At 63.5% G+C, this 24,551-nt stretch carries 24 protein-coding genes; 7 read left to right on the plus strand and 17 right to left on the minus strand.

Features of this window, described 5'->3' with window-relative positions; genetic code table 11:
• Window positions 1–41 precede the first annotated feature (41 nt).
• Window positions 42–2,351 carry a PAS domain-containing hybrid sensor histidine kinase/response regulator gene (locus LB566_RS08605; RefSeq protein ID WP_224624058.1) on the plus strand — a complete coding sequence of 770 codons (2,310 nt, stop codon included), beginning with the start codon at window positions 42–44 and terminating at the stop codon, window positions 2,349–2,351.
• A 181-nt stretch (window positions 2,352–2,532) separates the two neighbouring features.
• On the plus strand, window positions 2,533–3,420 hold the full coding sequence (locus tag LB566_RS08610) for a GNAT family N-acetyltransferase (protein WP_140549494.1): 888 nt from the start codon (window positions 2,533–2,535) through the stop codon (window positions 3,418–3,420).
• A gap of 90 nt (window positions 3,421–3,510) precedes the next feature.
• On the opposite strand, the gene LB566_RS08615 is transcribed toward LB566_RS08610, so the two are convergent.
• Window positions 3,511–4,143 (minus strand): trimeric intracellular cation channel family protein, encoded by a 633-nt coding sequence (locus LB566_RS08615; RefSeq protein ID WP_224624059.1) that lies wholly within the window; start codon window positions 4,141–4,143, stop codon window positions 3,511–3,513.
• Between the two features lie 91 nt (window positions 4,144–4,234).
• Complete coding sequence (gene grpE / locus LB566_RS08620; protein ID WP_140549492.1) at window positions 4,235–4,870, minus strand: nucleotide exchange factor GrpE; 636 nt, start codon at window positions 4,868–4,870, stop codon at window positions 4,235–4,237.
• 238 nt (window positions 4,871–5,108) lie between these two features.
• Between grpE and LB566_RS08625 the strand changes: the two genes are divergently transcribed.
• Window positions 5,109–5,309, plus strand: coding sequence for a hypothetical protein (locus LB566_RS08625; RefSeq protein ID WP_224624060.1), 201 nt, complete (start codon window positions 5,109–5,111; stop codon window positions 5,307–5,309).
• 132 nt (window positions 5,310–5,441) lie between these two features.
• Window positions 5,442–6,464, plus strand: coding sequence for a fatty acid desaturase (locus tag LB566_RS08630; protein WP_224624061.1), 1,023 nt, complete (start codon window positions 5,442–5,444; stop codon window positions 6,462–6,464).
• Between the two features lie 110 nt (window positions 6,465–6,574).
• Here the strand turns inward: LB566_RS08630 and LB566_RS08635 are convergent, their stop codons facing one another.
• The 5 genes from LB566_RS08635 to cysG all read right to left on the minus strand — a co-directional run bounded on the left by LB566_RS08635 (window position 6,575) and on the right by cysG (window position 11,463).
• A complete protein-coding gene (locus LB566_RS08635) occupies window positions 6,575–7,108 on the minus strand; it encodes a DUF934 domain-containing protein (protein ID WP_224624062.1) in 534 nt (177 codons plus the stop codon).
• 161 nt (window positions 7,109–7,269) lie between these two features.
• Window positions 7,270–8,034 carry a phosphoadenylyl-sulfate reductase gene (locus tag LB566_RS08640; protein WP_224624063.1) on the minus strand — a complete coding sequence of 255 codons (765 nt, stop codon included), beginning with the start codon at window positions 8,032–8,034 and terminating at the stop codon, window positions 7,270–7,272.
• Window positions 8,009–9,679, minus strand: a complete 1,671-nt coding sequence (locus tag LB566_RS08645) for a nitrite/sulfite reductase (RefSeq protein ID WP_224624064.1) — start codon at window positions 9,677–9,679, stop codon at window positions 8,009–8,011. Before LB566_RS08645 ends, LB566_RS08640 begins: the two co-directional genes overlap by 26 nt.
• 48 nt (window positions 9,680–9,727) lie before the next feature.
• A complete protein-coding gene (locus LB566_RS08650; RefSeq protein WP_140549486.1) occupies window positions 9,728–10,021 on the minus strand; it encodes a DUF2849 domain-containing protein in 294 nt (97 codons plus the stop codon).
• On the minus strand, window positions 10,018–11,463 hold the full coding sequence (gene cysG, locus LB566_RS08655; protein ID WP_224624065.1) for a siroheme synthase CysG: 1,446 nt from the start codon (window positions 11,461–11,463) through the stop codon (window positions 10,018–10,020). Before cysG ends, LB566_RS08650 begins: the two co-directional genes overlap by 4 nt.
• Window positions 11,464–11,894: 431 nt before the next feature.
• On the opposite strand from cysG, the gene LB566_RS08660 reads away from it, so the two are divergent.
• Together LB566_RS08660 and LB566_RS08665 are read left to right on the plus strand one after the other, a co-directional pair.
• Window positions 11,895–12,344 carry a host attachment protein gene (locus LB566_RS08660; RefSeq protein WP_140549484.1) on the plus strand — a complete coding sequence of 150 codons (450 nt, stop codon included), beginning with the start codon at window positions 11,895–11,897 and terminating at the stop codon, window positions 12,342–12,344.
• A gap of 214 nt (window positions 12,345–12,558) precedes the next feature.
• Window positions 12,559–14,343, plus strand: coding sequence for a cation:proton antiporter (locus tag LB566_RS08665; RefSeq protein ID WP_140549483.1), 1,785 nt, complete (start codon window positions 12,559–12,561; stop codon window positions 14,341–14,343).
• A 136-nt stretch (window positions 14,344–14,479) separates the two neighbouring features.
• Here LB566_RS08665 and LB566_RS08670 read toward each other — a convergent pair whose 3' ends face one another.
• Together LB566_RS08670 and LB566_RS08675 are read right to left on the minus strand one after the other, a co-directional pair.
• On the minus strand, window positions 14,480–14,917 hold the full coding sequence (locus LB566_RS08670; RefSeq protein WP_224624066.1) for a VOC family protein: 438 nt from the start codon (window positions 14,915–14,917) through the stop codon (window positions 14,480–14,482).
• Window positions 14,918–15,008: 91 nt separating this feature from the next.
• The gene (locus tag LB566_RS08675) at window positions 15,009–15,818 is read right to left on the minus strand and encodes an AraC family transcriptional regulator (protein WP_224624067.1); all 810 of its coding nucleotides are present in this window, start codon (window positions 15,816–15,818) and stop codon (window positions 15,009–15,011) included.
• A 143-nt stretch (window positions 15,819–15,961) separates the two neighbouring features.
• On the opposite strand from LB566_RS08675, the gene LB566_RS08680 reads away from it, so the two are divergent.
• Window positions 15,962–16,882 (plus strand): zinc-binding dehydrogenase, encoded by a 921-nt coding sequence (locus LB566_RS08680; RefSeq protein WP_224624068.1) that lies wholly within the window; start codon window positions 15,962–15,964, stop codon window positions 16,880–16,882.
• A 27-nt stretch (window positions 16,883–16,909) separates the two neighbouring features.
• Here LB566_RS08680 and LB566_RS08685 read toward each other — a convergent pair whose 3' ends face one another.
• The 8 genes from LB566_RS08685 to LB566_RS08720 form a co-directional block, all read right to left on the minus strand.
• Entirely contained in the window at window positions 16,910–17,662 is a 753-nt protein-coding gene (locus LB566_RS08685; RefSeq protein ID WP_140500256.1) for an SDR family NAD(P)-dependent oxidoreductase, read from the minus strand.
• 50 nt (window positions 17,663–17,712) lie between these two features.
• Window positions 17,713–19,977 (minus strand): transglycosylase domain-containing protein, encoded by a 2,265-nt coding sequence (locus tag LB566_RS08690; RefSeq protein WP_224624069.1) that lies wholly within the window; start codon window positions 19,975–19,977, stop codon window positions 17,713–17,715.
• A 221-nt stretch (window positions 19,978–20,198) separates the two neighbouring features.
• Window positions 20,199–21,275, minus strand: coding sequence for a type I restriction enzyme HsdR N-terminal domain-containing protein (locus LB566_RS08695; RefSeq protein ID WP_224624070.1), 1,077 nt, complete (start codon window positions 21,273–21,275; stop codon window positions 20,199–20,201).
• A gap of 186 nt (window positions 21,276–21,461) precedes the next feature.
• On the minus strand, window positions 21,462–21,608 hold the full coding sequence (locus tag LB566_RS08700; protein ID WP_224624071.1) for a hypothetical protein: 147 nt from the start codon (window positions 21,606–21,608) through the stop codon (window positions 21,462–21,464).
• 23 nt (window positions 21,609–21,631) lie between these two features.
• On the minus strand, window positions 21,632–21,886 hold the full coding sequence (locus LB566_RS08705; protein ID WP_140549477.1) for a GlsB/YeaQ/YmgE family stress response membrane protein: 255 nt from the start codon (window positions 21,884–21,886) through the stop codon (window positions 21,632–21,634).
• A 108-nt stretch (window positions 21,887–21,994) separates the two neighbouring features.
• Complete coding sequence (locus LB566_RS08710; protein ID WP_224624072.1) at window positions 21,995–22,198, minus strand: hypothetical protein; 204 nt, start codon at window positions 22,196–22,198, stop codon at window positions 21,995–21,997.
• A gap of 83 nt (window positions 22,199–22,281) precedes the next feature.
• Complete coding sequence (locus LB566_RS08715; RefSeq protein ID WP_224624073.1) at window positions 22,282–22,902, minus strand: ribonuclease D; 621 nt, start codon at window positions 22,900–22,902, stop codon at window positions 22,282–22,284.
• Between the two features lie 146 nt (window positions 22,903–23,048).
• On the minus strand, window positions 23,049–24,431 hold the full coding sequence (locus tag LB566_RS08720) for a M20/M25/M40 family metallo-hydrolase (RefSeq protein ID WP_224624074.1): 1,383 nt from the start codon (window positions 24,429–24,431) through the stop codon (window positions 23,049–23,051).
• Window positions 24,432–24,551 lie beyond the last annotated feature (120 nt).

Consider the following 24,551-nt stretch of genomic DNA (forward strand, 5'->3'; position numbering starts at 1 on the left):
CCCCGCAGGCTTCCATAATTTCTGTCCGGTAGGATTTTCGCATGGTCGCGGAATCCGGCATCCAGGAAGCGGAGACTGGCGAAGACGTCGATGCGGTATCCCCGCCGGCGTCGGCGCGGCGGTTCGTCGCCGCACCGCCGCTGGCGCCTGAGCCGCAACAGGCCCGACATGAGCCGCGATTGGCCAGCCGCGAAGGCTTGCCGCTGCTGACCTTGGTCGCCATCATCATGCTGGCGGGGCTGACCCACCTGACCGGCGCGCCGATCTTCATCAGCCTCGCTTTGCTGGCGACCGGCCTTGCCGGCTTCGGCCTGCACCTGCGCGCCAGAAGGAACGAATACCGCACCGCCGCGCTGCTTGATGAAACCACGGCCCGCAGCCGTGCCGAGATCGAGACGCTGGCCGATCGCATGTGGGAGATGCAGGAGAGCGAAGAGCGCTTTCGCGGCCTGATCGACGCGCTTGGCGATCTCGTCATCCATCGCGACCGCGACGGCCATATCGTCTATGCCAACAAGGTGTTCGCCGATCTGGTCGAGATCGATCAGCGCGACCTCGCCGGCAAGACCCTGGCGGAACTCGGCATCGAAGTCGGTATCGTTCCCGACGCCGCGTTTTCCGACCATGAATGCCTGAGTTCCACCGACGTCGCCATCCGCACGCCCGGTGGTTCGCGCTGGTTCTCGTGGATCGAACTGTCGGTGCGCGACAAGGACAGCGGCGCCGTCTCGCATCGCGCCATCGCCCGCGACATCACCGCCCGCAAACGTGCCGAATCCTCGCTGATCACCGCGCGCGAGCGGGCCGAATACGCGAGCCAGGCCAAATCGCGCTTCCTCGCCACCGTCAGCCATGAAATCCGCACGCCGATGAACGGCATCATGGGCATGGCCAGGCTGTTGGCCGATACCAGCCTGTCGCCGGAGCAGCAGACCTATGTCGGCGCCATCTCGACCTCGGCCAGCGCCCTGTTGGCTCTCATCGAGGACCTGCTCGATTATTCCAAGATCGAGGCGGGGCGCTTCGATCCCGAACCGCAGCCAATGTCCGTGCGCGAGATCGCCGACAACATCGTCGAGCTCCTGGCCGCGCGGGCCTTCGCCAAGGATATAGGCCTCGGCTGTCATGTGGAGCCCGACGTGCCGCAATTGATCACCGCCGATCCGGGCCGGGTCAGGCAGGTGCTGCTCAACCTGATCGGCAACGCCATCAAGTTCACCGACAGCGGCGGCGTGCTGGTGAGCATCGCGCGCGCCCGCACCGAAACCACCGACCGCATATGCTTCACCATCGCGGATACCGGGCCAGGCCTGCGTGAGGAGGACATGGAGCGCATTTTCGAGGAGTTCGAGCAGGCCGACGGCACCTCGACGCGCGCGCATGGCGGAGCCGGTCTCGGTCTTGCCATCTCCAGGCGCCTGGTGACCGCCATGGGCGGCACGATTTCCGTCTCCAGCCGGCTGGGCCAGGGTTCGGAATTCGTCTTCGATATCCCGGCCATATCCGCGAGCGAGCCACCGCCGGGCCGGACGGACGCACTTCAGGGCAGGCGCGCGGTGATCCTGTCGAGAAACATCGTCGAAGCCGACGCCATCGCCCGCAGCATCCGCGCCAATGGCGGCGCGGTCGATATCGCCACCACCGTGGCGCAGGCGGCATCGTTCTCCGGCGGTTGCGACGTGCTGTTGGTCGACGCGGCCATGGAAGAGGGCGACGGTAGACTGCTCAAGCGGCTGCGCCAAAGCGGTTTTTCCGAATGCGAAGCCATCACGCTGATCGCCCCGACCGATCGCGGCATGCTCGGCGAGTTCCGCGCCAGCGGCTACGCGACCTTCCTCGCCAGACCGGTGCGAGGCGGAACACTTTTGCGTGTGCTTCTGAGCAGTCATGCGCCGGCGCTTGCCCCGACACGGCCGGAAAAGCCCCACCCGCCGGCGCTTCGCGCCGCCGGTGACCTCCAGCATGGCCTGTCGGTGCTGATCGCCGAGGACAATGACATCAACGCCATGCTCGCTCGCGCCACGCTGCTGAAGGCCGGTCATCGCGTCAAGGTTGTCGGCAACGGCAAGGCGGCGGTCGAGGCCGTTACCGGTGCCGGACACAAGCACCGCTTCGACGTGGTGCTGATGGACCTGCACATGCCGGTGATGGATGGGATGGACGCCATCGCCGCCATCCGCCGCCATGAGGAGGAGACGGCCGTGCCGCCCGTACCCATCATGGTGCTGTCGGCCGATAGCCAGGAAAAGACCCGCCATGCCGTGCTCGCCCACGGCGCCAGCGGCTTCGTCACCAAGCCGCTCGACCCCGATGCGCTGGTCGACGCCATCGAGGGGCAGGTCGCCGCCTGAGCTTTTTTCCATCGATCTCCTGCCGAGCGCCGCCACCTTGCCCTGCACAAGGTAGCCGGTTGACCGTATTCGCCAGCCGACGAAGTATTGCCCGCGACGCCGTATCACGGTACTGTCACAATCCTGTTGCACCTACACCGTATCCCCGTGCCAAGAGGGATGGCTCGAAGGAGAATCACTCGTGCATACAGTTATGCCGGAATGTGACACTCGGCCGAACGCCGGCGGCGCCTTGCTTGCCGGGCGCAACGTCGATTCCGTCACAAAGGGCGCAGCGCTCGGCCGTATCGGCAACCTCGAAGTGCGGCTGGCCCGCAACGAGGCCGAGATCGCGGCCGCGCAGGAAGTGCGCTACCGGGTATTCTATGACGAGCTTGGCGCCAGGAAGAACCTGTTTCAGGTGCAGGACCGCCGTGATGCCGACCGCTTTGATCCGCACTGCGATCATCTGCTCGTCTTCGATACCTCGCTTTCCGGCCCCGAACATCGCCGCATCGTCGGCACCTACCGGCTGCTGCGGCAAGAGATCGCTGCCGCCGCCGGCGGCTTCTATTCCGAAGGCGAATTCGAGCTGACCAAGCTCATCGCCCGTCACCCGGGGCAGCGCTTTCTCGAGCTCGGCCGCTCCTGCGTCCTGCCGGAATACCGTTCGAAGCGCACCATCGAGGCGTTGTGGCAAGGCATCTGGGCGTATATCAACCACTATGGCATCGGCGTGATGACCGGCTGTGCGTCCTTCCACGGCACCGTGCCGGCGGCCCATGCCGAGGCACTCACCTATCTGGCGCATCACTGCCGCACGAATTCGGCCTGGGACGTGCGCGCCGTCGCCGGGCGCTATTGTTCCATGGATCTGATGCCGATCGAGGCGGTCAATGCCAAGGCGGCGATCGCGGCTATGCCGCCCTTGGTCAAGGGCTATCTCAGGGTCGGCGCCCGCATCGGCGACGGCTGCGTCATCGATCGTGAATTCTCGACGGTCGATGTGTTCGTGGTGATGCCGGTCAAGGAGATCGGCGCCCGCTACGTCAATTATTACGGCGGGGAAGCGCAACGCTTCGCGGCGTGAGCAATAGTGAGTAGTGAGTAGTGAGTAGTGAGTAGTGAAGACACCATAATTCACACCTACTGACTATTTCCCTACTGACTACTCCCTACTTCACGAAATATCCTCTGGCCGTCTGCCGGGCCGGCTCTTGTAGGACGCAAACGACCAGCCGAATTTGAGCGCGCCGCCGCGCACGGCGAATGCCGCGGCGAAACCGGCCAAGCCTGAGACGATCTGCGGCAGTCCGGCGACATCGCCCAATGTGAAGATTGACGCGCCAACCAGAGCGGCCGTGACATAGATTTCCGGCCTCAGCAGCACCGAAGGCTCCCCTGCCAGCACGTCGCGCAGGATGCCGCCGAATGTAGCGGTCAGCACGCCGGTGACGACGGAAACGACCGGCGAACCGGTAATGGCCAATCCCTTGGCCGCACCCATCACCGAGAAAGCGGCCAACCCGACGGCGTCGAGCCAGAGCAGCCACTTCCAGCGGGATTCGACACGGTGTGCGCTGAAAAAGACCAGCACCGCAACCGCCGCGCAGATCAGCACATGGCTGGAATTGGCGATCCAGAAAACCGGCAGGTTAAGGATGACGTCGCGAAGAGTGCCGCCGCCGATGCCGGTGACGCACGCCAGGAAAAGGAAGCCGATAATGTCGAGCTGCTTGCGCGACGCGGCAAGCGCACCTGTCGCCGCGAAGACCGCAACGCCGGCATAGTCGAGAAGCGCGATGGGATGCATGGGCTGGAGTGAGTAGTGAGTAGTGGCAATAGCACGAAGCCGCAGATTAGTATCTGGTCCCTACTCGCTACTCCCTATTCGCTACTCACGATCAAGCATCCTTCTCCGCCTGCTCGTTGACGGGCCCCGGCTCGACCGGCGCTTCGCCGGCAGCGAGTTTAGGGCCGCCCTTGGCGACGCCGACCATGGCCGGGCGCAGCACCCGCTCCCCGATCGAATAGCCCGGCTGCACGACCTGCACCACCGTGTTGGCCGGCACATCGGGATTGGGCACTTCGAACATGGCCTGGTGGAAATTGGGATCGAACTTCTCGCCTTCCGGCGCGAGCTTCTTGACGCCATGCCGCTCCAGTGCGGACAGCATGGCACGCTCGGTGAGATCGACGCCGTCGATCAGCGCCTTGAAACCCGCATCGCCGGACGCCTTGGCCTCGGCGGGAATCGCGTCCAGCGCGCGGCGCAGATTGTCCGAAACCGACAGCATGTCGCGGGCGAAGTTCGCAACCGCATAGGTACGCGCGTCATGCACGTCGCGCGCGGTGCGGCGACGCAAATTCTCCATCTCGGCCGCGACGCGAAGCGCCCGATCCTTCAGCTCTTCATTCTCCTTCAGCAGCCGCACAACCGCTTCATAATCGCCATCGACGCCACCTTCCGTGCGCTCGGCATTGGCCTCGGTCGCCTCGATTTCGTCGGGCGCGCGTTCGTCTTTTGCCTGGTCGCTCATGCCGTTTCCCGTCATCTCGAATAGTGTGGATTTTGAGCCCGATATCGAGGTTTGGTGGGCAAAAATCAAGGGGTAAGCGATGGCAAAGGCCAGCCGCTCGAACCGGATGGCTGCCAAGGCGTTGCTTCGATTTTAATTCAAACTTTACCATAGCTATCGCCTTTGCTTGCCCCGACGTCGTGAACGGGGAACCATTTGCTGGCTGGAGGATTTTCGAACCGACACAGGATTTTTGAAAATGACACTCCGCGACAAAGGCGAAAAGAGAGATCGGATCGCCGCCGAAATCCGGCGCCAGCTGGGGACCGCGGCGATGACACGCTTTCTGCATGCGCTGCCGGCCTTTCGCGCCGAGAAAGACATTCCCGACCGCTTCCGCGACCTGCTCGATCGCCTCGACGGCATGGAAAGCGGGATGGTTGGCGGCGGACGTCAGTAGGCGCGCTGGCGAAAATTCGGATGGAACCGGCCCAATGGCTGGACGGGCCCTCGCCCGTCGCGACAATTACACGCGGTAATTTTGCGTGAGTGCAGCCTTGCGGGAGCGGGCCGGCTCCGTCTATGGTCCCTGATGAACATGATTTCCCCTGAGACTGCCGCCAATAGCAAGCGCGCCTGGTTGAAGATATTGTCGCGCTACAAGAAGCCGGACAGGCGGCGCAGTGCCGTCGAACTGGCGATCACCCTCATCCCTTTCGCAGCGCTCTGGGCGCTGTCCTCGATCGCCTTTGCCTATGGCCATTGGTGGGGGCTGGTGCTGATCTTGCCGGCAGCGGGCTTCCTGGTGCGGATTTTCATGATCCAGCACGATTGCGGGCACGGATCCTTCTTCGCCAACCGCACCGCCGACGACTGGATAGGCCGCGTTCTAGGCGTGCTTACGCTGACGCCTTATGATTGCTGGCGGAGTGCTCATGCCACCCATCATGCCAGCGCGGGTAATCTCGACGAGCGCGGCGTTGGCGATATCAAGACGTTGACGGTCGCGGAGTACCGGCGGATGTCCTGGAGAGGTCGCCTCGCCTATCGTCTCTATCGTCATCCCCTGGTCATGTTCGGACTGGGGCCGATATGGCTCTTCATCTTCGAGCAAAGGCTGCCGATCGGGATGATGCGCGGTGGCCTGAAGCCCTGGGTGTCCTCGATGGCCACCAACCTCGCCATCGTGCTGGCGGCGTCGATCCTGATATGGTTCGTCGGTATTGGCGCTTTCCTGGTGGTCCACCTGCCGATCGTCATCCTCGCCGGATCGGCCGGCATCTGGCTGTTCTATGTCCAGCACCAGTTCGAGGAGACCGAATGGGCGAAGGACGAGGAATGGGAGTTCCAGCGCGCCGCCTTGCACGGATCCTCCTACTATGACCTGCCGCCGGTGCTGAACTGGTTCACCGGCAACATCGGTGTCCACCATGTCCATCACCTCTCCGCGAAGGTGCCAGGCTACCGCCTGCAGGAAGTGCTGCGCGATTATCCGGAATTGCGCGGCATAGGCCGCATCACCCTTCTTGAGAGCCTGCGCTGCGTCAAGCTGGCGCTGTGGGATGAAAACAGCGGGAAACTGGTATCGTTTCGTCAGGCACGGATGGCGGCGTAGCCATTTTCTGTCTGGCTCTGCTGGTCCCCGATCCGCCGACCGGCGCCTTCCCGCCGTCGTGACGGGAGAGGACAGGCGGCGTAAACCTGTCGCCAGGAAGTATCGTGATGTCAGCCGGCACGCAGCCGACGCCAGGAGTATTTCGGTCCCTTGGGCTTCGGCACGGCGGCAGGCTGGTAGTAGAGTCCCAATCCGCCGGTGCGGCCTTCGTCCAGCCGCTTCAAGAGCACGGGATTGGAAATCTCGAATTCATCGAAGCCGAGCCGCAGCATATGCGGCAGCTGGTCGACCAGCACTTGGCCGGTGGCGCGCACGGCACCTTCGAAATGATGTCGGCTGCGCAGCAATTCGCCCTTTGAGAAGGAGCGGCCATCGCTGAACGACGGAAATGCCAGAGCCACCAGCGACAGCTGGTCGAGCAGGCCGGCGATCCTTTCGAGCTGATCGCCGGGTTGCAGCACGACACCGATCCTTTCCTTGGCCGACCGGCGCACCTCCGGATCGAGATCGAGAAACGCCTGCAGCGGCAGGATGAAGCGGCCATTGCCGGACAGTGCTTCCGCGCCTTCGGCATGAGCCCACTCATCCTCCCGAAAACCCTTCGGGGTCCAGAGGCGGGTCTCCGGTATCGTCGGTTCAGTCATCGAAATTTCCTAAAAATTTAAGGGCTCAAGGGTGTGTGGAGATTCAAGCAGGCCCGAGTCGAAAACGTTAGCTTCCGAGAGCCGGAGCGGAGCGCACTTGTAGTACGTGAGCCCCCGAAGCCGCCGTTTGCAGGCTGGCCTCACCTGAATATCAGCATACCCTATAGCGATGCGTCGGTCAGCGACTTCTCCAGTCCCGACAGGTGAATGCCACACTCGGTCTTGGCATGACCGGCCCAGCGACCGCTGCGCGCGTCCTCGCCCGGCTGCACCGGTTGCGTGCACGGGAAGCAGCCGATCGACAGATAGCCATAGGCGACCAGCGGATTTTCGCGCAGCGCATGCGCACGCATGTAGTCCGCCTGGTCCGACGTCGTCCAGTGCGCCAGCGGATTGATGCGGATACGTGGGCCGACCGCCTCGAACACCGGAAGTGCTGCGCGCGTCGAAGCCTGAAAGCGTTTGCGGCCGGTGAACCAGGCGCGGAAAGGCGCCACGCCCCGCGCCAGCGGCTCGACCTTGCGCACGTTGCAGCAGGCATCGGTATCGCTCTGGTGCAGATTGCCGGTCGGATCGATCCGTTCGAGTGCTGCTTCCTCGGGCTTGATCACCTGGATGTTGGTCAACCCGAAATCGGCGACCAAGGCGTCGCGATAGCCGAGCGTCTCCTCGAAATGCTTGCCGGTATCGAGAAAGATGACCGGCAGCGTTCGGTCGATCTCGGCGATCATGTGCAGCAGCACCGCCGAGTCCGCCCCGAAAGACGAGACCGCGGCAATCTCGTCGCGGAACAGTTCATTGGCCGCGCGTTCGATGATCTCGAGCGGCTTCAGATGACCATAGAGTGCGTCAAGCCCCGCCGCTTTGGCGGCGATGCCGTCATCGACGTCGACGATAGGGTCAAGCGGCCTTGGCTTCGCCAGCATAGAGCGCCTCCTTGAACGGCGCGGGACCGACACGGCGGTAGGCGTCGATGAATTTCTCTTGTGGATTGAGCCGAAGGCCGAGATAGGTCTCGACGATCTGCTCGATGGCGTCGGTGATCTCTTCCGACGAGAAGCCGCGGCCGATGATCTCGCCCACCGAGGTGTTCTCGTCGGCCGAACCGCCAAGCGTCACCTGGTACAGCTCGGTGCCTTTCTTTTCGACTCCGAGAATGCCGATGTGTCCGACATGGTGATGGCCGCAGGCATTGATGCAGCCGGAGATCTTCAGCTTCAACTCGCCGATCTCGCGCTGCCGCTCCAGCGACGCAAAGCGACGCGAGATCTCCTGCGCGATCGGGATCGAACGCGCCGTGGCCAGCGCGCAATAGTCGAGGCCCGGGCACGAGATGATGTCCGATATCAGGTTGGAATTGGCGGTCGCCAAGCCGATATCGACCAGTGCGTCATAGACTGCCTTCAGGTCGGCGCGCGCCACATGCGGCAGGATCAGGTTCTGCTCGTGGCTGACGCGCAACTCGTCGTATCCATACTTCTCGGCGATATCGGCAATCGCTTCCATCTGGCTGTCGGTCGCATCGCCCGGCACTTCGCCGATACCCTTCAGCGAGATGGTCACCGCCGCATAGTCGGGGTGGCGATGCGTCACCACATTCTGGTCGAGCCAATCCGAGAAGCCCTTGGAATCGAGGCGTGCCAGCTTTACAGCCTCGTCGCCGTCCGGCCGCGCGGTCAGCGCTGGCGGCGCGAAATAGGCGTCGATGGCGCGGATGTCTGCTTCCGGCAGCTTCAACTCGGCGTCCTTCAATTGCTGCCATTCCGCTTCGACCTGGCGCGTGATCTCCTCGACGCCGGTCTCGTGGACCAGGATCTTGATGCGCGCCTTGAACTTGTTGTCGCGGCGGCCATGCAGGTTGTAAACGCGCAGGATCGCCGTGCAGTAGGACAAAAGGTCGGCTTCCGGCAGGAAATCGCGGATCTTTCTGGCCACCATCGGCGTACGGCCCTGGCCGCCGCCGACATAGACGGCGAAGCCGAGCTCGCCGGCCGCGTTCTTCTTCAGGTGCAGGCCGATGTCGTGGGTCTGGATGGCGGCGCGGTCGCGCTCCGCGCCGGTTACCGCGATCTTGAACTTGCGCGGCAGGTAGGAAAACTCCGGATGAACCGATGACCACTGGCGCAGGATTTCCGCGTAGGGACGCGGATCGGCGACCTCGTCGGCGGCCGCACCCGCGAAATGGTCGGCGGTGACGTTGCGGATACAATTGCCGCTGGTCTGGATAGCGTGCATCTCGACACTCGCCAGATCGGCCAGGATCGCAGGAAGGTCGGACAGTGCCGGCCAGTTGAACTGGATGTTCTGGCGCGTGGTGAAATGGCCGTAGCCCTTGTCGTATTTGCGCGCGATATGGCCGAGCATGCGCAACTGCTTGCTGTTCAGCGTGCCATAGGGCACCGCGATGCGCAGCATATAGGCGTGCAATTGCAGATAGACGCCGTTCATCAGCCTGAGCGGCCGAAACTGGTCCTCGGTGATCTCGCCGGCGAGCCGGCGCTGGACCTGATCGCTGAACTCGGCGACGCGGGCCTGGACAAAATCGTGATCGAACTCGTCGTAGCGGTACATGCTTCGTCTTTCAGGGCGCGTCCGCCCGTGTTCACTTCTGGTCTGGGCTTACGCCGCCCGGGAGGCCTGCTTGCCGAGATCGTTGCGGATGGTGGGGCCTGCGGCGCGGATCTTCTCGCGCAACCGCACCGGCTCGACAACGCCATTGACGATTTCGGCATCGATGAGGTTGACGTCGACGACTTCGTTGTCGGCGTGGGCTTTGGCACCGATCGCTTCCAGACGATCCTCGGCCGCCTTGTCATGGGCGAGGTCGGCATGGTCCGCCGTCTCGGCCCACCCGCCGTCTGCGTACCAGACGGCGATACCGTCGGCGAGCCGGTTGGCGGTCAGTATCTTCATTGCTGAACTCCCTCGGTGGCAGCTATGGGCGCACCTTCATGCCTGTGTGCCGCGAGCGGTTCGGACCGTTCGAAATTGGCGCCGGCGACCGCATCGCCGATGATGGTCATGACCGGACCTGAGAGGTCGGCGCGCGCTTCGAGCGACGGCAGGTCGGCAAGCGTGCCGTGGAAACGGCGGCGATTGCCGAGGCTGGCATTCTCGACCACGGCTACCGCCGTATCCGGCGAAAGCCCGGCCTCGATCAGCCGGCCGGCAACCTCCGCGGCCACCGAGCGGCCCATGTAGACAGCAACGGTGGCACCCGAAATGGCAAGCTTGGCCCAGTCGGGCAGCGAATTGCCCTTGAGATCGTGACCTGTGGTGAACACCATCGAGGAGGAAACCCCGCGCAGCGTCAGCGGCAATTCGAAATCGGCGGCGGCGGCGAAAGCAGCGGTGACGCCCGGAACCACCTCATAGGCTACGCCCGCATCACGCAGCGCCGCCATCTCCTCGCCGGCCCGGCCAAACACCAGGGGATCGCCCGACTTCAGCCGCACCACGCGCTTGCCTTCGCGGCCAAGCTCGACCAGCAACGCGTTGATCTCGGCCTGGCTCTTGGTGTGACAGCCCTTGCGTTTGCCGACCGCCAGCCGCTCGGCGTCGCGTCGGCCCATGGCGACGACAGCCTCCGGCACCAGCGCATCGTGGACGATGGCATCGGCCTCCATCAGCAGCCGATGCGCGCGCAGCGTCAAAAGGTCCTCGGCACCGGGGCCCGCGCCAACCAGGGCGATATGGCCTGAAGCGGATGCATCCGAACGCAGAAGATCGGCGGCTGCGTCATGCGCCTGCGAAAGCTCGCCAGCTTCGACAGCGCGCGCCGGCGCACCGCCGAAGAACTCGCTCCAGAACCGGCGGCGGGAATTGCCCCTGGGCAGGCTTTCAGCGGCGGCCCGGAAGGACGCGGCGAGAGCCGCCAGCCTGCCCAACGAGGGCGACAGCATGCGGTCGATGCGGGCACGCAGCATCTGCGCCAGCACCGGCCCGGCGCCTTCCGTGCCAATGGCGATCGCGACCGGTGCGCGATTGACCAGCGCCGGGGTGAAAAAATCGCAAAGCTCCGGCCGGTCCACCGCATTGACGGGAATGCCGAGCCGGCGCGCATCTTGGACGACGCGCCGGTCGAGCGCCTCATCGCCGCTCGCAGCGAACACCATCACCGAGCCTTCCAGCCGGCTCGCCTCATAGGCCCCGAAGTGGGTGGCGCCGCTCTGCGCGATGAAGCCGAGCATGTCCGGTGAGGCGCTCTCCGCGACGATGCGCAGCATAGCGCTAGACTGCCCAAGCAATCGTGCCTTGGCCAACGCTTCGTCGCCGCCGCCGACGATCGTCACGGCTTCGTCTTCGACCCGTACGAAGACGGGGAAGGCATTGAGCTTGGGGGCGGGCTGCGGCATGGATACGAACGGAATCCTGATCTGGTCTTCACTTCTACGCGTGGGCGCGAAAAAGCTGAAGAAACCCACTCGCGCATCGCCTCCCGGGATGCAATCGCTTTTTCTAAAGCGCCGCGGCCAAGAGAAAAATATTCCACCTTGCTGCGGAGACCGACGTCCAGCCGCTGTCGAGGGCCTTGATTTCTCCTCTTTTTTGGGCCGAACGCGCTTCATGACAAAACAGTTTTTTCTAAATTCTACTAACTTAGTAGATTAAAGCCGCCTGGCGTTCGTGCGCGCGCGTCAGCCTCGACGGAGCCCCTGTATGACCTGGCTTTTTGGCTGGAACATTACCGGATCGAGGCGCGTTCCTTCCGCATGCGCAATGCAAAATCATACCTGGCCGCGGCGTGAACCCAGCGTGGCGGCAGCGAAGGAAGGAGCCCGGCGTCATGAGCGCGATCAAGTTGAAGCACGGCATCTGGATCATGGTGGCCGACGGAGAAAAAGCGCTCTTCCTCAGAAATGCAGGTGACACCAAATTTCCGAACCTCGAAGTGGTGCAGGAAGTGAGGCAGGACAACCCGCCAACGCGCGAGCAAGGCAGCGACAGTCCCGGTCGCTACAATGACGGTCCCTCTGTCCACCGCAGCGCGGTTGAGGAGACGGATTGGCATCGGATCGGCAAGGAGCGCTTTGCCGACGAACTCGCCGAACGGCTCTACAAGCTGGCTCATCGAGGCTCTTTTGATGAAATCATCCTCATCGCGCCACCGCTCGTGCTCGGCGCGATGCGCAAGGCCTTGCACAAGGAAGTCAGCGACAAGGTCAGCGCGGAAATTCCCAAGACGCTGACCAACCACGCGGTGTTCGAGATCGAGGCTCTGTTGCGGGCAGCTTGATCGTTGGCTATCGAGCGCCGCCATTGCGGCGCGTGATTTCGGCTGATCTCGAATTCCGGCTTGCTTGCCCACCGGCGAGGTATTTGTCGCGTCACCGGCAATTCCGGTTTTGTGGGGTTGCATGGCCGACACTCAATCCACCATATTGCAAACAAGCGGCGGCTTCGGGCGGCGCATATCCTGCATCGCTGGCTTGAAAGGCGCTCCATAGACAATGCCGCATGACACTCCCCTTATCGCCACCATCGTAGCCGGTCTGGGGCTCGCTTTCGTCTTCGGCGCTCTCGCCAACCGCTTCCGCATTCCGCCGCTGGTCGGCTATCTCGTGGCCGGCGTGCTGGTCGGGCCGAACACGCCCGGTTTCGTCGCTGACGCCGGCCTTGCCAATGAACTCGCCGAAATCGGCGTCATTCTGTTGATGTTCGGCGTCGGCCTGCATTTTTCGCTGAAGGATCTCCTGTCGGTCCGCGCCATTGCCGTGCCCGGCGCCATCGTCCAGATCGGCTTTGCCACGGCACTCGGCGCGGGGCTTTCCTGGATGCTCGGCTGGTCGGCGGGAGCAGGGCTGGTCTTCGGCCTGGCGCTGTCGGTGGCCTCTACCGTGGTGCTGCTGCGCGCCCTGCAGGAGCGTCGACTGATCGAGACCGAGCGCGGCCGCATTGCCGTCGGCTGGCTGATCGTCGAGGACCTGGCCATGGTGCTGGCGCTGGTGCTTTTGCCAGCGCTTGCCGGCGTGCTTGGCGGCCAGGGGCAGGCGGATGCGCATGCGAGCGGCCTGTTGTCCCTGCCCGCGAGCTACGGCATCTGGGGCGTCGTCGGCATCACGCTGGCCAAGGTCGCAGCCTTCGTCATCGTCATGCTGGTGGTCGGCCGTCGCGTCATTCCCTGGATCCTGCACTATGTCGCCCATACCGGCTCGCGCGAGCTGTTTCGGCTTTCGGTGCTGGCGATAGCGCTTGGCGTCGCCTTCGGCGCGGCCAAGCTGTTCGGCGTCTCGCTGGCACTGGGCGCTTTCTTCGCCGGCATGATCATGAGTGAATCCGAACTCAGCCACCGCGCTGCGGAGGAATCGCTTCCGCTGCGCGATGCCTTCTCGGTGCTGTTCTTCGTCTCGGTCGGCATGCTGTTCGACCCGTTCAGCCTGTTCAGCAACGGCTTGCCGATCCTGGCGACGCTCGCCATCATCGTCGTCGGCAAGTCGCTGGCGGCCTTCCTCATCGTCGTCGCCTTCGGTTATCCCCTGGCGACGGCGCTGATGATTTCGGCGAGCCTTGCCCAGATCGGCGAGTTCTCCTTCATCCTGGCCGAACTCGGCGTCGGGCTGAAACTGCTGCCCGAACAGGGGCGAGATCTCATCCTGGCGGGCGCCATCCTGTCGATCGTGCTCAACCCGGTGATGTTCCTGGTCATCGACTGGATGAAGCCATGGCTCGAGGCCCGCGCCGCCAGGACGGCGCCGCCTGTGGAGCCCAAACCGGTCGGCCCGGCGACGGAGCCCGGCCAGGTGGCTTCAGTCGCCTCGGCGGCGAAACAGGAAGATGGACCGCCGCCAAGAACAGCCCTCAGCGGCCACGCGATCCTGATCGGCTACGGCCGTGTCGGTAGTCTCGTCGGCGCTGCGTTGAAGGAAGCCGCCCTGCCCTTCCTGGTGGTCGAGGATGCCGACAAGACACTGGTGAAGCTCAGGGCCGAGGGCATCGAGACCGTGGCCGGCAACGCCGCCAATGCCGAAGTGTTTGCGGCCGCCAATCCCGAAGGCGCAAAACGGCTGATCCTGGCCATCCCCAATGCCTTCGAGGCCGGTCAGATCGTGCTGCGTGCGCGCGCCGCCAATCCCGCCATCAACGTCGTCGCCCGCGCCCATTCCGATGCCGAGGTCGAGCATCTCAAGGGGCTCGGCGCCGATACGGTGATCATGGGCGAACGCGAGATCGCGCGCGGCATAGTGGAAGAGGTGCTTGGTCACAAGCCGCGGGCGGCTGAACCGTCCGCCGCCTGAGCCGATCCTGCACGGACCTAATCCGCGCCTAGCGAGAACGCGGCCGACCGTGGAGGTCTGGACCTCGGACAGGTGGGGCGGCCTTGGACGCGCCCGCTGACATCGGTCACCCCTGCCATTTGTCTTCGTATCGCGCTCAACCGAGTTCTTGGGCGAGTCCGATGAGCAACCCCTCAGGCCCACGGATGTAACAGAGCCGATACACGTCTTTATACTGGACTACTTCGCCTACGAGCTGCGCGCCGCGCGTGCGGAGCCTTTCAAGCGTCTCGTCGATGTCGTCCACGGCGAACATGACGCGGAGGTAGCCTAGGGCGTTGACCGGCGCGTTCCGGTGATCTGCGACGACAGGCGGCATGAGGAAGCGGGAGAGCTCGAGCCGGCTATGGCCGTCCGGTGTGCGCATCATGGCAATCTCGACATGCTGATCGCCCAGTCCGGTGACACGTCCGGCCCATTCTCCTTCGATCGTGGCCCGTCCTTCAAGCTCGAGGCCGAGTTCGCGAAAGAAATCAATCGCCTCTCCGAGGTCTTCGACGACGATTCCTACGTTGTCCATCCGCTTGAGCGCCATGTTTTCCATCTCCAAGGTGGCGTTCGAATCTACAAGGCGTCGCCTGCTCTAACAATGTATGTTCGAGGTGCCCCGCCCGCAGTCAGGCTGATCACACCACAAAGGCAGAGCCGCCATTTTGCGCGACGCTGCCGAGGTATTTTGCCGGCGGCTTGCCAAGCGCCTTCTTGAACATGGTGATGAAGGCGGTGACGGAATCGTAGCCGAGATCGCCGGAGACCTGCTGCACGCTCGCACCGGAAGCCAGTTCTCTAATTGCGACGATCAGGTGCAACTGCTGGCGCCAGCGTCCGAAGCTTAAGCCAGTCTCCTTCACGACGAGACGGGCGAGACTGCTCTCGCTGAGCGCAACCCGGCTGGCCCATTCCGACAATGTGCTGCGGTCGGCGGGGTCCTGCGCCAACGCTTCGGCGATCCGCCTCAATCGCGGCTCCGATGAGATCGGCAGATGCAGCCGCTGGACAGGCATGCGCGGCAGTTCGGCAAGCAGCGTCCTGATCAAAAGCGCATCCCTCGCCTCATCATCCCCCACGCCATCGGACAGTTCGATGATCAGTTCGCGCAGCAGCGGCGAGACCGAAAGGGTGCAGCACCGGTCCGGCAATTCGGCGGCTCCCGGCTCGATGTAGACGAAGAATATCCGGGCGTTGGCCGTCGCGACATTGCTGTGCTCCATGTCGCCGGGAATCCACACCCCGCAATGCGGCGGCACCATCCACAGGCCGCTCGGGACGCGGCATGTGACGCCACCGCCGAGCGCGAAGACGAGTTGGCCTTTGCGATGCCGATGGGAGGGGACTTCGGCCCTGGTTTCGGTAACGTCGACGCGCACGGCGATTGCCGGTGCGAGGACGTCATCCACATTGAAATCGAGCCATGGGTAGCGAAGAGGTTGTCTCATGATTGACGGCTTTTAGCGATTAAACGCCATGATAGCTAAATTCTTCAAGTTGGGAAGTCGATAGGTTCCAGCTTGCCCATGCACCCGGTTGATCAGGATGCCGCCGCGCTTTGCAGCCACGAACCATCAGGAAGGTACGTCCCATGCGCGCCCTAGTCATGTCTTCCGACAGCCCCGCCGGACTGGCGCTTGCCGAGGTCGAGGACCCTCGGCCTCTCGCAAACGAGGCGCTTGTCTCGGTCCATGCAACCTCGTTGAATCGCGGCGAATTGCGCCTGCTCACCATACGCCCGGACGGCTGGATACCCGGCCAGGACATCGTCGGGATCGTCGAACAGGCGGCAACCGATGGCTCCGGGCCAGCCGCGGGCGCCCGGGTCGCGGCTCTGGTGGACCAGGCGGGCTGGGCCGAACGCGTCGCGGTTTCGACCGACCGCCTCGCCGTCCTGCCGGATGGCGTCAGCTTCGTTTCCGCGGCCACGCTTCCGGTCGCGGGCACCACCGCGCTCAGGACTTTGCGCCATGGCGGCGACCTTGCCGGCCAACGGGTCCTGATCACCGGCGCAAGCGGTGCGGTCGGCCGTTTCCAGCTCCAGATCGCGCGCGAGCAGGGCGCGTCCGTGACCGCGGTCGCGGCCGCCCGGCATGGCGAGGATCTCCGCCGCCTGGGTGCCGGGCAAGTCGTCGAGGCGATCGAACTGGCTGAGGGGCCGTTTTCGCTGATCACCGAGTCGGTCGGCGGCCAAAGCCTCGCCCACGCGATCGAACGCGTCGCGCCTGGCGGGACGATCGTCATGTTCGGCTCGAGCAGTGGCGAACTCACGCCAATTGGGTTCCGCCAGTTCGTTCCGGGTCACGAGGGGGCGAGGCTTCAGACTTTCGCCTACTACACGTCCGGCGCGGGCATTGGCTCGGACATCGCCTCGCTGCTCGCTCTCGTTGCGGCCGGCCGGCTGGAAACCCGCGTCGCCCTGACCATGCCATGGACCGACATCGCCCAGGCCCTCGACGCGCTGCGACAGCGCAGCTTCAGCGGCAAGGCCGTTCTCACCATGACCGGATGAGCGATCCCCAGCCTGAGATCAGCCCCATCACACGTGCTGGCCGCCATTGATGTGGATTTCCGAGCCGGTCACATAAGACGCCTGCCCGGAGCACAGGAAGAAGATGATGTCGGCGACCTCGGCCGTGGTGCCCAGCCGCCTGAGCGGAATGGTCTCGACGATCTTGTCCGTGCCCGGCGACAGGATCGCGGTGTCGATTTCGCCTGGCGCAATGGCGTTGACGCGGATCCCGTGCGGGCCGAAATCATGCGCCATCTCGCGCGTCAGGGAGCCGAGCGCCGCCTTCGATGTCGCATAGGCGGTGCCGGCGAAGGGGTGCACCCGGGTCCCGGCGATCGAGGTGACGTTGACGATCGACCCTTTCGCCGATGCCAGTTCCTTGAACAGGCCGCGCGCCAGCATGATCGGCGCGAAGAAATTGACCTGGAACACGTCGCGCCAGACATGCATCGGCGTGTCGATGGAGTTCATGCGGCTGTTGCCGTCCTTGAGCTTCGGCGAAATGCCGGCGTTGTTGACCAGCGCGTGCAGCTGGCCGCCATGCGCCTCGAGCCGGTGGCGGATTTCGGAGACGGCGATGCCGACATCCTCCTGGTCGGCGAGATCGACCTTGATGTGGTCCTCGGGCCCGGCCGGCCACGGACAATCCTCGGCGAATGCCTGGCGCGAGCAGGTGATGACGCGCCAGCCCTCGCGCGAGAAACGCTTGACCGTGGCATGGCCGATGCCACGGCTGGCGCCGGTCAGCACAATGGTCTTCCTGGTGTCGATCTCTGCCATGTCGGGAGGTGTAGCCGAACGCTGTGGCGCTGGCGAGAGGCGAGTTGCCGCTAGCCGCCGCCGAGAATATCGAGGATCGAGGTCTGCCGCTTCTTGAGCGGACCGCCGACACTGCCCGGCGGCACCGGATGTCCGACCGACGCGGTGGTTCCGGAGTCGCCCGGCATATCGAAACCGTCGGCGTCGACCGTCTGGGCCGGGCGGGGCGCGCGGACCGGCGCTGGCTGCGCCGCGACGGCAGCGGGCGCCGACTGGCCGACAGGCGCTTGCGGCTTCGGAGCCGGCTGCGTCGCATCGGCCGACGGGATTTCGTCTGGCACGATCCTATCGGCCGGCGTCGACTTCCAGGTGCCGGGCAGCGGCCGCACGGGCACGCCCTCATGCGCGGCGACCATGAACTCGTGCCAGGCCTGCGCCGGCAGCGCGCCGCCGGTGACCTTCTTCATCGGGCTGCCGTCGTCATTGCCGAACCATACGCCGGTGGTGAGATTGGCGGTGTAGCCGACGAACCAGGCGTCGCGCGAATTCTGGCTGGTGCCGGTCTTGCCGGCCGACGGCCAGGTGAAGGCCGCCTTCCTGGCCGTGCCGATCTCCACCGTCCCGGTCATCATCGAGTTCATCATGCCGACGATCTCGGGCTTCACCACGCGTGGCGCGCTGCCGCTGCCGGCGTCGTACAGCACCTTGCCCTCGGCTGATGTCACGCGGCGGATGAAATGGATATCCGGCTTGTAGCCGCCATTGGCGAAAGGCACATAGGCCGAGGTCAGCTCCAGCGGCGTCACCTCGGACGTGCCGAGCGCGATCGAGGTGTTGGCTTGCAAATCGGACTGGATGCCCATGCGATGCGCCGCCTCGACCACTGCGTCCGGTCCGACTTCCATGGTCAGCTGAGCCGCCACCGAGTTCAGCGATTTCGCCAGCGCGGTGGCCAGCGTCACCTTGCCGAAATACTTGCCGCCGTAATTGTCGGGTGTCCATTTGCCGATCTTGATCGGCGCGTCGTTGCGCACGCTGTCGGGCGTGCGGCCGGCCTCGAGGGCGGCCATGTAGACGAACGGCTTGAACGCCGAACCGGGCTGCCGGCGCGCTTCCGAGGCGCGGTCGAACTGGCTGGTCGAATAATCGTAGCCGCCGACCATGGCGCGCACCGCACCTGAATCGTCGATCGACACCAGCGCGCCCTGGGTGACGTTGAGCTTCTTGCCGCTTTCGTCGATCAGCCTGCGGATCGACTGCTCGGCGAGCTTCTGCAGGTTCAGGTCGACGGTGGAATCGATGACGATGTCGCCGCGCACGTCGCCGATCAGATCGGGCAGCTCTTCCATGATGGTGTCGGCGACGTAGTTTTCCGAGCCTGTCCAGTAGGACGGCGCGCGCGTCGCCGGCGCGCTCATCGCCGTGGTCAGTTCCTTGGCGCTGATCTTGCCCTCGTCGCGCATGGCGGCGAGCACCAGTTGCGCGCGCTCCTCGGCGGCCTTGGGATCGCGCGCCGGCGACAGTCGCGACGGCGCCTTCAGGAGACCGGCAAGCAGCGCCGCCTCCGGCAACGTGACGTCGCGCGCGCTCTTGCCGAAATAACGGCGCGAGGCCGCTTCGACGCCATAGGCGCCGGAGCCGAAATAGACCCGGTTGAGGTACATTTCGAGAATCTGGTCCTTGGTGTGCTTGTGCTCCAGCCACAGCGCCAGCAGCACCTCCTGCACCTTGCGTTCCAGCGTGCGGTCTGGCGTCAGGAACAGGTTCTTGGCCAGTTGCTGCGTGAGCGTCGAACCGCCTTGCGAGAAATGCCCGCCGGCGAGGTTGGCGACCATGGCGCGCGACAGGCCGATCGGATCGACCCCGAAATGCGAATAGAAGCGGCGGTCCTCGATGGCGATGACCGCCTCGGGGATGTAGGGCGACATTTCGTGCAGGCCGACCGCCTCGCCGCCGCTCATGCCGCGATTGCCGAGCAACTGGCCGTCGGCGGAGACGATCTTGATATTGGGCGCGCGATCGGGGATCGACCAGGTCGTGGCCGCCGGCATCTTGGCGCCGTAGTAGACGACGACGCCGGCCACGGCGATGCCGCCCCAGATGGCCAGCACGAAGCACCAGTAGACCAGCCGGCCGAGCACGCCGAACAGGCCGCGCCGGCTCTTGGCGCGCCTGGCATGCGACGATTTTGCCTTCGGCGATTTGCGTTTGGCGGAGGCTTTGCGGTTGCTGGGCACGACGCGGTCCTCCTCGCTCACCGAAAGACCTGTCTGGGATCTCGCTTGCGGCGGTCCCTCGAAACTGGGTTCGATGCGGCTGTCTCTGCGGTTCGCCATGCGCTGCGCTTGATATCCCGATGCCTATGGCGTTCGGGTTGCAGAGTAGATGCGGCGGTTTAAAGGCGGGTTAAGTCACCCGCTTCTGCGCAAAATGCCCTATCGGGTGGCGAGAGCTCTCCCACCGCAGTGCTTGTCACAGCGCACGCCCCACATTCGGCAGACTTGTCGAACCACGACCCTCGGCATAGTTTTTCAGAGAGGACCCCCGGTACTATTCTCTACGAAATAACTGTCGGCGCCAAAATATGTACAGGAGCCGTGTATTCCTTCGCGGTAGCCCTCAGGCGATCTGAATAATCATATATCTCGTCAAGTGTATCGATCTTGACTTTATTCTCTTTTTCACCATCAAAAAGCCCAAGATACTTTATGGAGCGATTGAACCACAACCGCGCGAGTGGCTTACGGTTGTTATTATCGATCAAGATGCCGCAATAGCTTTTCTGATCCCTCATCACTACACGGGCAGGCTTCAAGGTGTCTCGCACGATCGCTCTTATGATCATGAACCCCTCGCGCTCCTCCTCCGTTGTAACGACCTCCTCGGTCTCTTCTCCCTCGACGCCGATCTCGGAAACTTCCGTTTCCGCTAACGCCGTTGACAACCTTGATTGAACAGACTCCCTCACAATTTCACGAAACGCGGCCTTCACCATAGGCGTGAACTGTTCTTTCACCTGGCTCGTAAAGCGACCCTGGTAGAGTCCTCCCGTCACCATCCGAACAAAGTCCTCGGGAGGGTTTTCCATGACGTTCGCGATCTCTTTCTTGATCGCAGACGTGTATTTCAGCCTATGTGCCGACTGAAGAATCCCGTCGATATTGAATTCAGCTTTGGCGAATTTTTTTAGCTCAGTAACGAGCTGCCCCTGCATGTCGGACAAGTCGAAGGTGAGAAACGGTCGGTCGTCGAGGCGATTGGGCGCAACCAAATCGGTATGAAAATGGAACGTTCGACCGTTTGTGAGAATTGCAAATTTTGCGTTCGTCACTGAAAAGTAGCGATAGAGCTGAGCTAAATGCACCTTTTCAAGCGCCATAGATATAGGTTTGCATTCAATAAGTATCCGGATCTCTCCGTCTAACTTGATTGCATAGTCAACTTTTTCCCCTTTTTTCCCAACAGCATCTGCGCAAAATTCAGGGATTACCTCGTCCGGATTGAACACGTCATAATCGAGGGCAGATAAGAATGGCAGGATAATTGCCGTTTTAAGTGCTTCTTCTGTGAGCATTGCGCTCGAATGGGTCCTGATCCGGTCCGCCAGTACACGCAGTTTTTCTTCAACGCTCATTGTCCCCTCCCAAATATTCAAGGAGGATCACGCAAAAATAATAAAGACGCAAGATGGCAAACGATCGAGCTTTAGACGGGCGGTCGCTACAGGCTCAGATTTTGCCATGCATTTTTTGAAACCGAGGCCAGGAACAACTAGGGGTGTTCCGGCGGCCCTCCCGTGACAGCATGGCGAGGGCTCCGTTCAGTTCTGCTGAATCGAGATGCCCTTGTCGTCGATCTTGAGCTCCACGCCTTTCGGCTTGGTCTGTTCACGATAGACATAGATGCCGAGCGCGATGACCACGACGACGAGCGCGCCAATGACGAGATAGAGCGGATTCTGTTTCATGGCGCGCTCCTCTGTGCCGGGCCTCAGGCTCGCTTCAGGACCCTGACCAGCACCAGCAGGATGATGGCGCCGATGGTGGCGTGGATGATCGAGGCGAGAATGCCGCCACCGATGGAGAAACCGATCCGCGGGAAAAGCCAGCCGGCGATGAACGCGCCGATAATGCCGACGATGATGTTGCCGATCAGGCCGAAGCCGAAACCGGAGACGATGAGACCGGCGAGCCAGCCGGCGACGGCACCGATGATGATGAAGACGAGCAGGCTTTCGACACCCATAGGGACTTCCTCCAAGCAAGAGGGCGAGCGCGGAGCGGAAGGCTCCGAATCGGCCTCGATCAACGGCTTCACGCTATGCGAAAGCAGCCCGCCTCGCCAGCGGGCTAGTCATTGGTCGCCGTCGTCGCTCGCGGCGGGCCGCCAGCTGGTCGGCTCGACCTTCTTCTGCGTGTTGCTGTCGATGTAGACCCACCAGCCGCCGTCTCGGTATTGGGCGATGGATTCGTTGAGCACGCCGTCGCTGTCCTTCCAGGTCACGGTGACCTTGGAACCGTCGGTGGGCGCGGTCGATATGGGCTTCCTGTCGGCCATGTCATCCCTCTTCTCGAGCCGACGGAACGCGACGGCCGGCATCTGTCCCAGACGGCCATCGGCGGCAGGGCGCCGCGACGCCATCAGCTATGAGCGAAAATATCCTCTTCGTCCCAGCCCATGAGGTCAAGCTTGGCGCGTGTCGGCAGGAAGCGGAAACAGGCGTCGGCCTCCTTCGTGCGATCCTCGCGCGCAAGCCGCGACGCCAGCACGTCGCGCAGCCGGTGCAGATAGAGCACGTCGGAAGCGGCGTATTCGAGTTGTTCGGGCGACAGCGTTTCAGCCGCCCAGTCGGACGATTGCTGCGCCTTGGACAGGCCGATGCCCAGAAGCTCGAAGCAGATGTCCTTCAGCCCATGCCGGTCGGTGTAGGTGCGGGTCAGCCGCGAGGCGATCTTGGTGCAGAACACCGGCTCGGGCATCACCCCGAACGCATGGTAGAGCACGGCAAGGTCGAAGCGCCCATAGTGGAACAGCTTGGTCACGCTGTGGTTTCCCAAGAGCTTGACAAGGTTCGGCGCCTCCTTTTGGCCCGGCGCGATCTGGATGACGTCGGCGCTGCCGTCGCCGGGTGAAATCTGCACCACGCACAGCCGGTCGCGATGCGGATTCAGGCCCAGCGTTTCCGTATCGATGGCAACCGCTCCGACATTGTAGCGGGAGAGGTCGGGCAGATCGTGTCTGTGGAAACGGATGTCGCTCATCGTCTTCTCCGGGTCGCGCCTTGCGTCGCGCATCCCTCAGGCGGACACGCGCGCTCCAGCACGTTGCGCTGGCAACCCCGTCCTTGCCGTGATCGGCGGAAAAATCAACATAAACTTGATTTTCCCGCCTTTCGTGATTTCGCGGCTCAGCGCGTCAGGGCGTCCAGGATGCGCGCCCAGGAGCGCTGGCCCTTGTGGAAGGAACTCAACTCATACTTTTCGTTGGGCGAGTGGATGCGGTCGTCGTCGAGGCCGAACCCGACCAGCAGCGATTCCATGCCGAGATAGGTCTGGAAGTCGCCGACCACGGGGATCGAGCCGCCGCTGCCGATCGTCACCGCCGGCTTCGGCCATTCGTCCGACAGCGCCGTCTTGGCCTTCGCCAGGAACGGCGAGTCGTAGGAAAGCTGGATCGCCGGCGAGCCGCCATGCGGGTGGAATTCTACCGAACAGTCGGCCGGAATGCGCTCCTTGACGAACTGCTGGAAGGCGGCGCGGATCTTCCTGGGATCCTGCTTGTGGACGAGGCGGAAAGATACTTTCGCCGAGGCCTGCGCCGCGATCACCGTCTTGAAGCCCTTGCCGGTGTAACCGCCGGTGATGCCGTTGAACTCGGCCGTCGGCCGTGCCCAGGTGAGTTCCAGCAGCGAGCGGCCCTTTTCGCCCGACGGGATCGACAGGCCGACGGGGCCAAGGAACGTCTCGGCCGTTTCGCCCAGCGTTTCCCACGATTTCAGGATCTGCGATGGCGTTTCCTCGACGCCGTCATAGAAGCCCGGGATGGTGATATGGCCGTCCTTGTCGTGAATGTCGGCCAGCACCTTGGCCAGGATGCGGATCGGGTTGGCGGCGGCGCCGCCATAGAGACCCGAATGCAGGTCGCGGTCGGCGGCCTTCACGGTGATCTCCTCGCCGACCAGCCCGCGCAGTCCCACGCAGATTGACGGCGTGTCGCGGTCCCACATGCTGGTATCGCAGACCAACGCGAAATCGGCCTTGAGTTCATCGGCATTGGCTTCGAGGAACGGCTTCAGCGACGGCGAGCCCGACTCCTCCTCGCCCTCGAACAGGATGGTGATACGGCACGGCAGATTGCCATGCACCTGCTTCCAGGCCCGGCAAGCCTCGACGAAGGTCATCAACTGACCCTTGTCGTCGGCCGATCCGCGCCCGGTGATCACCTTGTGGCCGGGTCCGATGTCCTTGAGCGCCGGCGCGAACGGGTCGTTTTCCCAAAGCTCGATCGGATCGACCGGCTGTACGTCATAGTGGCCATAGAACAGCACATGCGGCGAACCGGCCGGCCCGTCATGATGCGCAACCACCATCGGGTGGCCTGGCGTGTCGCGCACGCTGGCATCGAAGCCGATCACCTTGAGTTCTCCCACCAGCCATTCGGCCGCCTTGCGGCAGTCTGCGGCATAGGCCGGATCGGTGGAGATCGACCTGATCCGGAGCAGCCCGAACAGGCGCTCCAAGCTCTGGTCGAGATTCTTGTCGAGACGGTCGAGAACGGGGGAAACGGACATTTGGCGAGCCTTTCGATTCAGTGCCGGAACCCTAAAGGCAGAGCGGACAAACGAAAAGCCCGGGACCATTGGACCACGGGCTCCAAGCGCGTATTCGAACAAAAAAGACCGCCGTGGTGG

Origin of the sequence: Mesorhizobium sp. CA13, from assembly GCF_020165235.1 — a bacterium.
GTDB lineage: Bacteria > Pseudomonadota > Alphaproteobacteria > Rhizobiales > Rhizobiaceae > Mesorhizobium.